The 15,001-nt window shown below is 29.6% G+C and carries 13 protein-coding genes and 1 tRNA gene; 2 read left to right on the forward strand and 12 right to left on the reverse strand.

The genetic code is table 11. The annotated features are described in order from the left end of the window. Nucleotides 1-2 precede the first annotated feature (2 nt). The 4 genes from T483_RS0108845 to T483_RS0108865 all read right to left on the reverse strand — a co-directional run bounded on the left by T483_RS0108845 (nt 3) and on the right by T483_RS0108865 (nt 2,556). Nucleotides 3-78, reverse strand: a tRNA-Pro gene (locus tag T483_RS0108845). A 126-nt stretch (nt 79-204) separates the two neighbouring features. Further along, a complete protein-coding gene (locus T483_RS0108850) occupies nt 205-684 on the reverse strand; it encodes a metallophosphoesterase (protein ID WP_026886536.1) in 480 nt (159 codons plus the stop codon). Between the two features lie 92 nt (nt 685-776). Beyond that, nucleotides 777-1,388 carry an XTP/dITP diphosphatase gene (locus tag T483_RS0108855; protein ID WP_026886537.1) on the reverse strand — a complete coding sequence of 204 codons (612 nt, stop codon included), beginning with the start codon at nt 1,386-1,388 and terminating at the stop codon, nt 777-779. A 190-nt stretch (nt 1,389-1,578) separates the two neighbouring features. Next, nucleotides 1,579-2,556 carry an AIR synthase family protein gene (locus T483_RS0108865; protein ID WP_026886538.1) on the reverse strand — a complete coding sequence of 326 codons (978 nt, stop codon included), beginning with the start codon at nt 2,554-2,556 and terminating at the stop codon, nt 1,579-1,581. Nucleotides 2,557-2,652: 96 nt separating this feature from the next. On the opposite strand from T483_RS0108865, the gene T483_RS0108870 reads away from it, so the two are divergent. Then, the gene (locus T483_RS0108870) at nt 2,653-4,392 is read left to right on the forward strand and encodes a hypothetical protein (protein ID WP_026886539.1); all 1,740 of its coding nucleotides are present in this window, start codon (nt 2,653-2,655) and stop codon (nt 4,390-4,392) included. A 139-nt stretch (nt 4,393-4,531) separates the two neighbouring features. Here the strand turns inward: T483_RS0108870 and T483_RS0108875 are convergent, their stop codons facing one another. From T483_RS0108875 to T483_RS0108910, 8 genes are all read right to left on the reverse strand, one after another. Continuing rightward, nucleotides 4,532-6,028, reverse strand: a complete 1,497-nt coding sequence (locus tag T483_RS0108875) for an ABC transporter substrate-binding protein (protein WP_026886540.1) — start codon at nt 6,026-6,028, stop codon at nt 4,532-4,534. Nucleotides 6,029-6,194: 166 nt separating this feature from the next. Continuing rightward, on the reverse strand, nt 6,195-6,467 hold the full coding sequence (locus T483_RS0108880) for a hypothetical protein (RefSeq protein WP_026886541.1): 273 nt from the start codon (nt 6,465-6,467) through the stop codon (nt 6,195-6,197). 3 nt (nt 6,468-6,470) lie between these two features. Next, entirely contained in the window at nt 6,471-8,462 is a 1,992-nt protein-coding gene (gene ligA, locus T483_RS0108885) for an NAD-dependent DNA ligase LigA (RefSeq protein WP_026886542.1), read from the reverse strand. Nucleotides 8,463-8,482: 20 nt separating this feature from the next. Further along, on the reverse strand, nt 8,483-10,750 hold the full coding sequence (gene pcrA / locus T483_RS0108890; RefSeq protein ID WP_026886543.1) for a DNA helicase PcrA: 2,268 nt from the start codon (nt 10,748-10,750) through the stop codon (nt 8,483-8,485). A 272-nt stretch (nt 10,751-11,022) separates the two neighbouring features. Next, entirely contained in the window at nt 11,023-12,660 is a 1,638-nt protein-coding gene (locus tag T483_RS0108895) for a methyl-accepting chemotaxis protein (protein WP_026886544.1), read from the reverse strand. Between the two features lie 178 nt (nt 12,661-12,838). Then, nucleotides 12,839-13,060 carry a NifU family protein gene (locus tag T483_RS0108900; RefSeq protein WP_026886545.1) on the reverse strand — a complete coding sequence of 74 codons (222 nt, stop codon included), beginning with the start codon at nt 13,058-13,060 and terminating at the stop codon, nt 12,839-12,841. A gap of 64 nt (nt 13,061-13,124) precedes the next feature. Further along, nucleotides 13,125-13,559 carry a MarR family transcriptional regulator gene (locus T483_RS0108905; protein ID WP_026886546.1) on the reverse strand — a complete coding sequence of 145 codons (435 nt, stop codon included), beginning with the start codon at nt 13,557-13,559 and terminating at the stop codon, nt 13,125-13,127. A 154-nt stretch (nt 13,560-13,713) separates the two neighbouring features. Next, the gene (locus tag T483_RS0108910; RefSeq protein WP_026886547.1) at nt 13,714-14,058 is read right to left on the reverse strand and encodes a winged helix-turn-helix transcriptional regulator; all 345 of its coding nucleotides are present in this window, start codon (nt 14,056-14,058) and stop codon (nt 13,714-13,716) included. A gap of 134 nt (nt 14,059-14,192) precedes the next feature. Between T483_RS0108910 and T483_RS0108915 the strand changes: the two genes are divergently transcribed. Further along, nucleotides 14,193-14,858, forward strand: a complete 666-nt coding sequence (locus tag T483_RS0108915) for an NAD(P)H-dependent oxidoreductase (RefSeq protein ID WP_026886548.1) — start codon at nt 14,193-14,195, stop codon at nt 14,856-14,858. The last annotated feature ends 143 nt before the right edge of the window (nt 14,859-15,001 follow it).

Genomic DNA, 15,001 nt, shown 5'->3' on the forward strand with positions numbered 1-15,001 from the left:
AATGGTCGGGGTGACAGGGATTGAACCTGCGACCTCATGGTCCCAAACCACGCGCGCTCCCAGCTGCGCCACACCCCGAAAATCTTAACCAGTTTTTTAACTTGTCACTCATCTCTCAGCGACAATGATTATTCTACAATATCAAATCTGTTTCGTCAATACCTTTTTTATAATTTTATGATAATTAATTTAAATATTTAATCATTATGCCCTAATTTCTTTTAAATATGCATCTACATCTCCATTATCACTGATATTTATGAAGCCTATACATCTCCATTTTAATTTAGGTAATGATATGCTTCCTGGATTCATTAAGATCATATTATCTTCTTTCTCTATTAATTGTTGGTGTGTATGACCAAACAATACAATATCAGCATTTAATTCTCTTCCCCTATAATAAATATTGTTCATAGAGCTTTTTACACCATACAAGTCACCATGTGTAAAAAACACTCTTTTCCCATTTACTTCTATAATAGATTCCTTCGGATATTTAGCTGAATAATCACAATTACCTGCAACAGCATACACTTTCCCTTTAAAATCATTTTCCAACAATTCTACATCGTCAATGTTATCTCCTAAATGTATCAAAATATCGGCATCCTTTATTAGTTCCTTAGCCAAATTAATATATTTAATCATCCTATGTGTATCACTTACAACTGCAATTAACATAATTCTTCCTCCTGCATTATTATTAATTTATTTAACATTTCTTAGATATAGTAAACAACTTATTAACTTATTCTAAATAACTTTCTAATAAATTAAAGTAATTGAATGATTACTTTTTTCAATTCCTTTAATGCCTTTCCTCTATGACTTATTTCATTCTTCTCATCTGAAGTTAATTCAGCAAAAGTTTTATTTAATGGTTCATAGAAAAATAATGGATCATATCCAAATCCGCCATCTCCATGTAATTCTTCTATAATCCATCCTTTTACTTCACCTGTAACTTTAAAATACTCTCCCTTATCTGTAAACATTGCTAACTGACAAATAAATTTAGCTTCTCTATTGCTTTTCAAAACACCTTTTAACTTGTTTAAAAGCTTTTCATTGTTTCTTGAATCATTTCCATGTTCCCCAGCATATCGAGCTGAATAAATTCCCGGCTCTCCATTTAAGTAATTTACTTCAAGTCCCGAATCATCAGCTAATACAATAAAATTACTAGCTTTTCTTTCTAATAAATGTTCATATATTTCTTTTGCTTTCTTTTTTGCATTTTCTTCAAACGTTTTTCCATCTTCAACCACATCTATATTTATGCCTTCATCTTCCAAAGATCTAACTTCTATATCTAGCTCTTTTAATATTTCTTTCATTTCTTTAATCTTTTTCTTGTTATTACTAGCTAATATTAATTTTTTCATTCTATATCTCCTTCTTCTCATTTAAAATAAAAATTTTGAATTCCATAATTATTTTATAAAAAGCTTTAAAATCGCCTAATTCCTTTTGACTTTCTATCACTATTACAATTCTAATTAATCTCAATAATTCCAAATAGCTTTTATATAATTCTAACAAAATTACTTGAAACACATCAATCTTTTAGAATCTTTACTGTATATTAAACAATTCATCTCTTTTGGGTGCTTCAACCTCTATTTCATGATCATTATCTAATAATACTGCGCCACACTCACATATCTCACCTATTATACTAGCTTCAATTCCACTTTCATTTAGACGTTTTATCAACTCACTACCATTTTTAGTAGTAATAAGCATACTCCCAGACGATATGAGCCTAAGTGGATCTATTTTGAATTCCTCGCAAACCTTTTTAGTTATATCCAACATTGGTATTTTCTCTTTAAATATTTTAAATCCTTTATTTGATGCCATAGCGACCTCAAAAAGTCCTCCAAGAAGTCCTCCTTCTGTTATATCATGCATTGAATTAACGCCAAATTCTCCGCCTATTTTTCCTTCTTCAAGAACACTTAGTTTATCAATCAAATTACACCCAAGTTCTATGTCTTCTTTTGATAAAATTTTCTCAATTCTAGCTTTATGATCATTTATTAAGATATATGTACCTTCTAATCCTAATGTTTTAGTTACTATTATGTCATCTCCTAATTGTGCTCCTGCAGTTTTTACAGATTTGCCTTTTAAATTTTTTCCTATTACTGTTACAGATATAATCATCCTATTCACTGCGCTTGTTACTTCCGTATGCCCTCCTATAATCTCAACATTAATCTTAGCTGCTTCCTCATTGATTTCCTTCATAATTTCGTTTATCTCTTGTAAAGTTGATGATATTGGAGCTAATATTGTAACTAAAATACCTATAGGCTCCCCACCTGCTGATGCTATATCATTACAGTTAATATGTACTGCTAGTTTTCCAACATTTTCACTTGCACCCGTTATCGGATCTGTAGAAAATATTCCTTCATATTCTCCAAAATCAATAATAGAACAATCTTCTCCGACATCATTTCGAATTTTCACCTCCTTTCTCTTGATTGTTTTATTATTCAATATAATATTTCTCAAATCCTCGAAATCTAATTTTCCTTCCTTCATTATAAAAAATCTCCTTTTATTTTTATTTTATGTACTTTTTGTTTACAAATTTCATATTAATGAATAAGATGAGAAATTTATGAGAGGTGTTATACATTGAGATATATAGGACCATTTTTTAGGATGAATAGTCTTTCTCAAAAAGAAATTAGTGGTCAACTTTTTTACTTATCCAAAGAATCAATAAAAACTTTAGTTTTAAATTCTAAATGTGGTATTTTAGCTCAAACTAGAGCTTCAAAAAAATCTTCTATAGAAGATATTAGCATATTAAATAATTTTTCTCCACTATTATGCTTATATAGAAAAGCTTCACCTTTATTTATTCACAGCAAAAGCAGCCCTAGTTTTGATGAATCAAGCTTTAAAAAAGAAGTGAGCCCTTCTACTAGTGCTCTTATGACTTTATGTTTACTTGAATTAAGTGAATATTATTCACATTATAGTGATGGAAAACGAAATGTAGTATCTCTTGAAAAACCATTTAAATACCTTGCCAGAGAACAGTTGCAGTTCTATTCCGAAAATTTACGAAATAATGAAGGTTTATTTGTAGATAAGAAAAATGTATCTGATGGAAATTCTAAAGGATTCTCTTTAGTAGATAAAGATGATAAATTTAAATTTTCTGATCAAGCTTTTATGATGGATGCTTACTTATTATACTCATATTATAATGATAATGATGACCTTAGCAAAGAGTACACTGCATTTTCAAATGAAATTCTAGATATGTTTAAAACTTATAACTCTGTGTTATATGATTTATCATTTAATGAATGCATACAAATTTTTCTTGCTCTAAATATTCACTATAAATATTCTTGCTCACAAAAGGCGAAAGAATTGATTTTAGATTTAGGTGATTTTTTGATTTCTAAATTTCAGGAAAAAGATTATTATCTTGATTCTATAGATGATTGTGCATTATTTTCTATCTGTCTAATGGAAGCTTATAAACATACGGAAATAATTTCTTTTAAAGAATTTTCTAAAGAAATTACTGAAAAATTGATCAGCTTATATGATACGGATAAAAATATATTTGTAAAATTATCTGATAAGAAGGATAGTAAATACTCTTGCCTTGAAATCAATCTATATCTTTTATGTTTACTTATGTATTCATTTCAAGAAGATAAGATCTCAGAATTGCGACCTATTATTTCTGGTCTTTATAGAAAATTCTTCGTAAATGGAGGTCTTCTAACAAGTTGGCCTGAAGCTCCGACCCTAGATGAAGTAGAACGATATAAAAAATTAAGCTTACGTTCTGATGATATGTTAGATGAAATATATTTTAGAATGCCAATATTGCCTACTCCTAAAAGCTCAGGCTTAGCACCAGTATTCGTTAAGAGCTTGAGCTACTCAAAGAAAAAAGATTCATTAAGCACTAAAAGAACATCTTTTGATAGTAGTAAAAATATGTTTAACTTCTTTATGATTATCTATCTTCTTAAAGATATGGTTGAAGATTTCATGGAATTTATTCCACCATTAGGATTAGAAAAGCTATCTGATTTAGAGAACTCAGTTGAATCAAATATTAATTCTGTAACAATTAATATAGAGGAAGATAACTTAAACAATTCATCAACTACAGTTAATTCAGGAAATAATGGAAGTGGCTTAAAAACACAATTAAGTTTATCAAAAATCGAAGAACCCGTTAACTCTAGAGAACCTGTGCTAAATAGTTTTAATACCTTCAAAAATAATACTAATATAGCTTCATTAAACAATGGCGGTACATCTAAAGTTAATCCTTCTATGAAAAATAAAAAAGTAAAGAAAAATAAAGCTCAACATCCTCACAATAAGAAAAAATTTTAAGATTAGTAAATATGGATATGATAAAAACTATCCTTATATGTAAATCGAAATATAAGATTTACATATAAGGATAGCTATAATACGTTATATTGAGAATATAGGCTATACATAATTATTAATATTGATTTTAGAATTACTCTTATTGGATTGTAGCAAAGTCTATATTGCCATTTCCATCTAATTTTAAATCCGATATCTTATCAGAAATTGCTATATTTTCATTATAAAACACCAATGGAAGAATATTGTAATTATCAAATAAATTTTCTTCTAGGCTTGAATAATCTCCACTATTTTTAGTATTTAATAACTTTTCTAATAACTTATTTTGATCTTCTGTTAGATATTTCTTAAAGTTGTCATAGAAATCTGCTTTATCAGATGAATTAGCATTATTACTAACCAAAATCATATCATATCTTTTCTTCAATTCTTCATCCTCAAACTCTTCTTTTACTAAACTATATTTTATTATTATATTTGTATTATTTTTAAACCAATCTTCAATTGTTCTACATAAAATTCTATTCTCATCAGTATCTTCACATAGTAATGTTAATATCTTAGGTTTGTTCCATTCGCCTTCTTTATTACTAATAACTTTCCTTGCTTGTAATTTTGTTAGATCTTGCTTATCTTCTCTAAAAAAACTTCCTTCTGCAAGTTCAAACTCTTTATTATTTGAATTTTGATACGATTCAGTAGCTTTACGTACATCATTATAAATATCTCTTCTTCCTTGAAGTGGAATAGAATTACTTTTACTGTTAATGACTAAATATGTTGCTTTTACTTCAGGAAGTGTTATTAATTTTTTCTGTTCTGCTAATTTATTAAGTTCGCTTTCTGGTGGATTTATTACAATATCTCTTTCTTTAACTTCATATGATGCCATAGACGCTTCTACACTATCATCATTTAATATTTTAATGGTATCTATACTACTTTTATTGTTATTTTCATTTCTTTTTAAGACTACCTGATCCTTGTTAAATGAATCAATTTTATAATCACCTGAATAAATTAATGTATTGTAATTATTTTTCATATTACGCCACATTATTAAATATTTTCTCAATGTATACTGTGGCTTAGCCAATTCATTTAAGAAATTATCATCCACTTTGTTCAATCTAATAACAACAGAATTTTCAGTCGTCTTTATTGCAACTCCAGTTTCATATATAGCTTTCCCATCTTTAAATTCTTTTGCCCCATAGACATTAAGTAATGCTTGTATGTTTTCTTCATCTTCCTCTTTCAATAATTCTTTAAAGAAAGTAACTATATCATTAGGAGTTATTTTACTTCCGTCACTCCAAAAAATATCATTTCTAATTTTAAACTCATATTGAATACCATCTTTACTTTTTGTGATTTCACTTGCTAAAGATGGCACTATTTTATTATCCCCATCTTTAGAAACTAATCCTTTGCTTACCGCGCATATAATATCCTCATGACGTTTAGATAAATTAGTAACCTTTTCTAAATCTTCTGGAATCTCATTTATACCATAACTTATTGTTTCTTTAGAATCATCACTAGATGCATTGTTACTTTCTTTGTTCACAAATCCTAAACAAAATAATATTATAAAACTTAACATAATTGCATAGAAAAAAATTCTTTTCATAATTACACCCTTTGCCTTAATTTATATTAAGAATTATTTCCACAATTTACTTTATCTAATCAAAAAAACTGACTCAAATGTTTTGAAACAACTTTGAGCCAGTTTCTTAATCGAAAACCTCTACTTAAAATTAACAATTACTAAGTTAATTTTAAGGAACACTTCATCACTTAATTAAATTTATCATAAAGAAAATCAAAGAAATTGATATTAAAAAACTTAAGATAGAATATATTATTCTCTTTTTTCCTGTCTCATTAAGAAGAAATCTAAGTGCTAAAATTGCCATAGTGATACAAACTCCAAGTTGTATCGGTAAGTATGAATTGAAAATCTGACCAACATAATAGAATTGATATGTTGTTAAAAAGGTACAAATTATTAAGATGCTTGTTATAAAAGCTGATATAAATTCAAGCAAATTTATTAATCTTTTCATACTTTACCTCCTTAATATTTCTTCAAACTCTTCTTCTGAAAGAACCTTAATTCCTAATTCCTCTGCTTTAGTCAATTTTGATCCTGCCGCTTCTCCTGCTATTACGTAATCTGTTTTTTTACTAACACTTCCCGAAACCTTTGCTCCTAAGCTTTCAAGTTTATCTTTTATCTCAGTTCTAGAATAATTCTCAAGTGAGCCTGTTGCAACAACAGTCTTTCCTTCAAAAGGACTTGATATAACTTCTTTTTCTTCATATTTAGGATTAACACCTAAAGCTATCAACTCATCTATGGTCTGCAATACTTTTTCTTCTTTAAAGAAAGCTATAACCCCTTGAGCCACTATATCTCCAACATCTTGAACTCCAACAAGTTCTTCAAAGGTTGCATTCTTCAAACCTTCTATGGACTTAAATCTATTAACCAAGTCTTTTGCAGTCTTTACTCCCACATTTGGAATTCCCAAAGCGTATATAAATGCAAATAACTCACAATCTTTACTTTCCTCAATAGCTTCAAGAAGATTCTGCGCTTTCTTAGCCGCAAACTTTTCTAGTCCTATCAAATCTTCTTCATTTAATTTGTATAAATCTGAAATAGATTTAATATTAAGTTTTTCAAATAATTGTTCTGCTGTTCTTTCTGAAAAACCAGCTATATTCATTGCTTCCCTTGAAGCATAGTGTACTATAGTTTTAACTAATTGAGGCTTACAAGATAGAGTATTTTCACAGAAATAATGAGCTCCATTTAGAACTAAGTGACTACCACAAGCAGGGCAAAGCTCCGGAACTGTTATTTCCTCGGAACCTTCTAAAGATTCTGGCACTATTCCCATTATCTCTGGTATAACATCATTGCTTCTTCTAACAAATACTTCTGCACCAATTCTAACGCCTTTTCTTGCAATATCATCCATATTATTTAAAGTAGCTCTTTTAACAGTAACTCCTGCAAGTTCTACTGGATCTAATATTGCTGTTGGTCCAACTCTGCCACTTCTTCCAACATTCCATTCAACACCTAAAAGTTTAGTTGTTGCTTCTTGAGCTTCAAATTTAAATGCGATAGCCCATTTAGGGAACTTTACTGTATATCCTATTAGTTCTCTTGTTCTAATATCATCTATTGCAATTACTAATCCATCTATATCATAGTTCAAGTCAAATCTAATACCTTTTACATATTCTATCTCTTTCTCAATTTCTTCTATAGACGTACATACTCTTATATAATCATCAACTGGAAGCCCTTGTTCTTTTATAAACCCCATCATTTCCATGTAAGTCTTAAATGGGGTTCCTTCTTTGTAACCCACATCATAAAAGAAGGCTGAAAGATTTCTTCTTGCAGTTTCTTTTACGTTTAGATTCCTCAAAGCACCTGCTGCTCCATTTCTTAAATTCTTTAATGGTGTATTAGAAGTTTCGTTATATTTATTGAAGGCCTGTTGAGTCATAATAGCTTCTCCATGAACTTCTAAAACATCACTACTATTGATTTTAAGCGGTATTGATTTGATTGTTTTAACCTGTGATGTTACTTCTTCTCCAATGCTTCCTGTGCCTCTTGTTGCAGCTATTTCAAGTATACCTTCAGTATTATATGTTAAGTTGATTGTCAAACCATCAAATTTCTTTGTAACAACATATTTTAGGTCTGGCAGATTTTCTCCTCTGCCTCTAGCCTCTTCAACAAACTTAATGTTTCTATTATGCCAATCTATAATTTCTTGCAAACTTTGTGCTTTATCTAAGCTCCAAAGTCTTGCTTTATGAGTATACTTTCTAAAACCATCTAATACTATATCTCCAACTCTTAATGTCGGTGAATAAGGAAGCACGTATCCTGTTTCTCTTTCTAACTCTTGAAGTTCATAGTATTTTTCATCATAGTCCTTATCACTTACAGATGGACTATCTAAAGAATAATATTCATAGGAATATCTATTTAACTTTTCAACAAGTTCTTTTATTCTTTCAATCTTATCCATATTAGGCCTCCAAATTTCCATTAAATCATTTTAAGTTTTGCAAAAGATAATAATAACGACTTAACACCCTGTTTATCAAAAGCAACTGTTAATTTTTTGTCGCTACCTGAATCCTGGACAGCTACAATTGTCCCTTTCCCGAACTTTTCATGAATTACTTTTCTCCCAAGAGTCGCTTCACTAATAGATATATATTCTTTAGCTATTTCATTCATGGTACTTCTATCAATTACATTATTAATACCACCATTATCAAGAGTATATGCTCTATTACCTGTAACACTATTTCTTAAACTATGCGGATTAGTATAAGAGTTACTTTTCATAATCTTCTCTCTACTTTTAGCGCTTTCCTTTTTAACTCCGACATATTCTTTTAAGTCTGGTCTTATTTCATTAATAAAGTCAGATTGAGGATATGCTACAGCTTTACCAAATACTCTCCTAACTTCCGCTGAAGTCATAAATAATGTCTGTTTTGCTCTAGTTATACCAACATAGCATAATCTTCTTGACTCTTCCATCTCTGATTCTTTTTCAAATGATGCATTCCCCGGAAAAATACCATTTTCCATACCAACCATAAATACAACAGGAAACTCTAATCCTTTTGCACTATGAATTGTCATTAATACTACTGCATCATCTTCCTCTTCAATCTTATCTGTATCCTGAACTAAAGAAACTCTCTCTAAATATGCAGATAATGAATTATCTTCACTGTTCTTTTCAAAATCAGCTGCATCTGAAACAAGTTCCTTTAAATTTTCAATTCTACTTCTATCCTCAATTTCATTTGATTCGTTTAATTGTTTTAGATATCCAGTATCCTTTAATATAGATTCAATAAGTACTGAAACAGGAACTGTCTCGCTAAGTTCCATGAAATTTTCCATTAATGCAACAAAAGGTTCAATAGTTGAAATATTTCTCGGTGTTAATGTTGGAATACTCCTTACTTCAGATAATGCATCCCATAAATTAAACTCAAAGCTGCTCGCAAATTCTTGAACCTTTGCAACGGTTGCATCTCCAATGCTCCTCTTAGGTACATTTATTATTCTTCTAATACTAATATCATCTTGAATATTAACAATAACTTTTAAATATGCTAATATATCTTTAATTTCTTTTCTGTCATAAAATCTTGTACCGCCTACTATTTTATAAGGAATTCCTTTTCTTCTAAAGCTTTCTTCAAAAATTCTTGACTGAGCATTTGTTCTATATAATATAGCAAAGTCATTATAATTTTTTTCTTCTTTATCCTTTATGTCTAAAATCTGTTTGCCGACAAAATCCCCTTCATCACTATCTGAATAGGCCCTATATATCCTAATTCTACTTCCAGGTTCTTGTTCTGTCCTTAATACTTTACTTTTTCTATTTGCATTATTAACAATTACAACATTGGCTGCACTTAATATATTTCCTTTTGATCTATAATTTTGTTCTAGCTTAATCACTTTAGCTCCTGGATAATCTTTTTCAAAATCTAATATATTTTGAATATCTGCACCTCTCCACTGATAAATACACTGGTCATCATCTCCAACAACACATATGTTCTTATATTTAGAAGCAAGTAATTTAACTAACTCATATTGAGCACCATTAGTATCCTGATACTCATCAACCATGATATATTTAAATTTATTTTGATAAAACTCCAATACCTCAGGGTTACTTTGGAAAAGCTCAACTGTTTTAAAAATTAAATCATCAAAATCTAAAGCATTGTTTTCTTTTAATCTCTTTTGATACATTTCATATATATCTGCAATTTTCTTTTCCCTAAAGTTGGCTTCATTTTCTAACATAAAGCTTCTAACACTTTGCATTTTATCTTTAGCTTTTCCTATCTTTCCCACTATCTCTTGTTCTGTTATATCTTTATCATTAATATTAAGTACTTTCATGCATTCTTTAACTAATGTCTTTTGATCAGAGCTGTCATATATAGTAAAACTACTTTTATATCCAATTTTATCTATCTCTCTTCTTAAAATCCTAACACAAGTTGAATGGAAAGTGGATATCCACATATTTTCTGCTCTCTCACCAATAAGTGCTTTAACTCTATCCTTCATTTCCTTTGCAGCTTTATTTGTAAAAGTGATAGCTAATATACTGTAAGGCGCAATACCTAGATCTTCAATCATATGTGCCATTCTATGTGTTAACACTCTAGTCTTACCCGAACCTGCTCCAGCTAAAATAAGTACCTGCCCATCAATTGTGGTTGCCCCTTCATATTGTTCTTTATTAAGTAATGATTTTAAATCCATTTACTTATTCCTCCTTTCCCAATCCTTAAATATTATACCATATGTGCTTATGTTTAAATCATCAAGCTAACTAAAATATTATTTTAATTACATATATTCAAACTTATATTTTGGGTTAGCTTCTATTACTTAGAAGAATTAATAAATTTCTAGGAATATAAAAAACACCTGATATTTTTAATCAAGTGTTACTTACGCATTATTAATGATTTAACAACTTTAGCCACCATATGTTAGTCACTCTAACTTTTCTACTTCAAGAATCATAGAAATCATATCTTAAAGTTTGAAATATCTTTTTCTAGCACAGATGAAATATTAACTAGTTTTTTTGCTGTTATAGAAAGTTCATTTGTTATAGCTGCTTGTTCTTCTGTAGATGCTGTCACCTCTTCAGAAAGAGCTGAGATTTCTTGTGATTTTGAAGCTATATTTTCAACTGTATCCAAAATCTTATTTCTTCCCTTCATAGTTTCTTGAAGTACCGCATGAACCTTATTAATATCACTAGGAATACTATTAACCTTGCTAATAACTCCTTTAAATGAAGTTGTTACACTATTAATATCATTTTTACTTTCTTCTACTATCTTAGTAACGACTTCTGTAGTATTAGAAACATCATGAGTCTCTTTCATTACTGTATTTATTAATTGGGTTATACTTTTTGATGAATTTAATACTTCTTCTGCAAGCTTTCTTATTTCCTCTGCTACTACTGAGAATCCCTTTCCAGCCTCTCCTGCTCTTGCTGCCTCAATGGATGCATTTAACGCTAAAAGATTAGTTTGTTTCGCCACTCCATTTATAACATCAACTATAGAATTAATCTGTGATATAGTATTGTCTAAATTTTCTACCTTGCTCCTTGATACTGAAAATGAATTCAACATATCATCGATAGTATTAGCCAACTTATTTATAGTTTCTACTCCTCTATTTGTATCTTCTTTTATAATCTTTCCACCATCAGCTAACAACACCAATTTATTATCCACATTATCTAAGTCTACTGAAAAACTTTCTAATATGCTAACAGCCTCTTCTAATGCCTCTGTTTGTTTTATACCTTCTTTGGATACATTAGTCACTGAAGCTGCGATTTCTTCACTAGAGGACGCTACAGTGCTACCACCAATTTCAATATTCTTCGATAGTTTACTTAAACTTTCTGATATCACTTTGGTTTTCCTGACAAGTTCCCTCATGCTCTTTCTAGTTTTACTACTTGCAGCTGCTAATTTTCCTATTTCGTCTTTACCTGTAATTTTATACTCTGCTGTAAAGTCTCCATTTCCTGCTTTTTCAATAACATCTTTAATAATTTCTATAGGTTTCGCAATTCGCCTTCCTATGCATACTCCTGCAACAGCTGCTAATATTAAAACGACTATAGCATAAATTATACTTTTTATAATAGTGTTTCTAATGGATTGCTGCATGTTATCGACAGAAATTCCAATTGAAAGAGCATATCCTATATTATCGCCGTCCTTGACCGGAACTGTCACATTATACGCAGGAGTGCCCTTCCACTCATACATATATGTACCTGTGTTCCCTTTAAACACTGCATCTAATCCTTCCGAATTAATTTTCTCTCCAATTGATTCCTTTGATGTTCCTGCAATAAGAGTTTTATCTATTGATATTATACCTATATAGCATAATTCTCCATCTGAATATTTATATGTCTGATCTATTATTTCCTGTATTTTATCTGTATTTATAACTCCTACACTTTCTATATTTGCTCTTATATTATTAACTAAAGTTATTCCATCTGCTTTCATTTGGTTTTGTATTCCATTTACCATTTGGTACGAAAAGAAAGTTATACAAACTAAAGTTATTATTGCTGCCATTACTACGAAATTAAAAATCAATTTTTTTCTTATGGAATTAAACATATTATCACTCCCTAATATTTAGTATTTATCGAAATATCTTAATTATAATTTCTATATGTTTTTTATATTTTATGTAGTACCCGAAACGAATCTTTTTCACATATATTTCGTTCGCGTACGAAATATATGTGAAATTAAAAAATATTTTATTTATATTTTTAATTAAATATCTTTAGTTTTAAACTCCTACAACTTCTGTGACTCCAGGAACTTCTTCCTTTAATCTTTGCTCAATAATCATTTTTATTGTCATCATTGCTCCTGGACAATTTCCACAAGCGCCTTGCATTTTTACACTTACAACTCCATCGTTGCTAACGTCTACTAATTCAACGTCTCCTCCATCTCTTTGTAGCATTGGTCTGATTTTATCAAGTGATTTCATTATTAATTCTTTCATAATCTGTACTCCTTCTTTTATATTCTTCGTACGCGTACGAATTATCTATTTTAAAAAAATGCCTTTAAAGCATTTTTATTATATTTTTAAGAGCTTTATCTATATTATCTTCAAACACCTTTTTTTCAGCTTCACCAAAATCTCTTAATATTATATCTAGAAATTCTTTCTCCATAACTTGAAGTTTTTGTTTTATGATTACAGCTTCAGGAGTTAAGCTAATATATACACTTCTCTTATCTTCACTGCACATACACTTATTTATCAATCCTTGACTCTCATATTTATTTATTATGTCAGACAAAGATGATTTTGATATTTTCCATGTACTTGCTATTTCATTAAAAAGCAACTTCGAACCATCTTCAGGCAAAATATCAAATAGAGCTATATGATTTTGCAATATAGGTAGCCGCTCATCTTTTATTTTTTTTGTCAAAAATTTGTTGGATGCCTCAGCAATTATACTCATTCTTCCAACGATACATTTGTTTTTCATTTTTACCACCTCGTTCGTTCGGGTACGAATTAATTATAGAATTCTCATAATTTTTTGTCAATATCCTTTTAATAATATTATACTTTTTTTATTTTACTATACTTTTAAATTTCTATTCTCATTAAAATGATAATCAAATATTTAATTTCATTTTCTAAGACTTTAATCCTGATTGATAATTCAGCCCCCAATCATACATAGATTGAATTATCGGTGACATAGACTGGCCAAGAACCGTTAACTCATACTCAACACGTGGAGGAACTTCGGCATAAACTGTACGTTTTACTACTTTATCTCTTTCAAGTTCACGCAATTGAAGTGTCAATGTCCTATGTGTAACACTCGGAATTAGTTTCTTTAATTCATTAAATCGTTTTTTGCCACCTAATAAACGATATAGAATAATCCCCTTCCACTTCCCACTAATTATATTTAATGTCGTCTCTACTGGACATGGATGGTTAGGACAATCTGGATATATAACTTGTTCATGCATATTTTTTACTCCTTTAGTATAGAATAGATACTTAGGTAAGTTCATTTATATTATATATCAAAATTGTGCGTACTTCAATATAGCACCTAATTGTGCTAGACTTGACTTATATTTCGATAAGAGGTGATTTTTAAATGAATAATAAAAATAAAGAAATTATAAATGCATTTCAATTCCGTCATGCTTGTAAGCAATTTGATCCTACAAAGGTAGTATCAAAAGAAGATTTTAATACCATATTAGAAGCTGGGCGTCTTTCTCCAAGTTCATTCGGTTTTGAACCTTGGAAGTTCCTTATAATTGAAAATAAAACTCTTCAAGAAAAATTGTTTCCTGTATCATGGGGGGCACAGAATAGTTTTAATGGAGCTAGTCACTTTGTGATTCTTCTTGCTCGTAAAAAAATTGATACAATTTATAATTCTGAATATATCACTAAAATTATGACCGAAGTTCAAAATCTTCCCGGAGATGTAGCCAAACAGAGAAAATCAGCTTTTGAAAACTTTCAGAAGAACGATTTTAATTTACTTGAAAATGATCGTACACTTTTCGATTGGGCAAGCAAACAAACTTATATTGCTTTAGCAAATATGCTAACTGCTGCAGCTTTTCTACAAATTGATTCATGTCCAATTGAAGGCTTTAATATTGAAAAGGTAGAAGAAATTCTTAAAAATGAAGATGTTTTAGACACTGAGCACTTTGGTGTTTCAGTTATGGCTAGCTTTGGATACCGTGCCAAAGAACCACATAAAAAAACAAGACAGCCATTAAACTCTATTGTACAGTGGATATAAATCTAGCGATAAGGCCATGCATATGAAGCGATTTCTTCAGTTATGCATGGCTTTATTTTATATAAACAATAGGTTGTATAAATCTCATCTGTTTTATTAAAAATAAAAAATGAAATAGATAAATTACAAGTTATATATCTATG

The sequence above is a fragment of the Clostridium beijerinckii HUN142 genome, from assembly GCF_000621745.1.
In the GTDB taxonomy this organism is placed as follows: domain Bacteria; phylum Bacillota; class Clostridia; order Clostridiales; family Clostridiaceae; genus Clostridium; species Clostridium beijerinckii_A.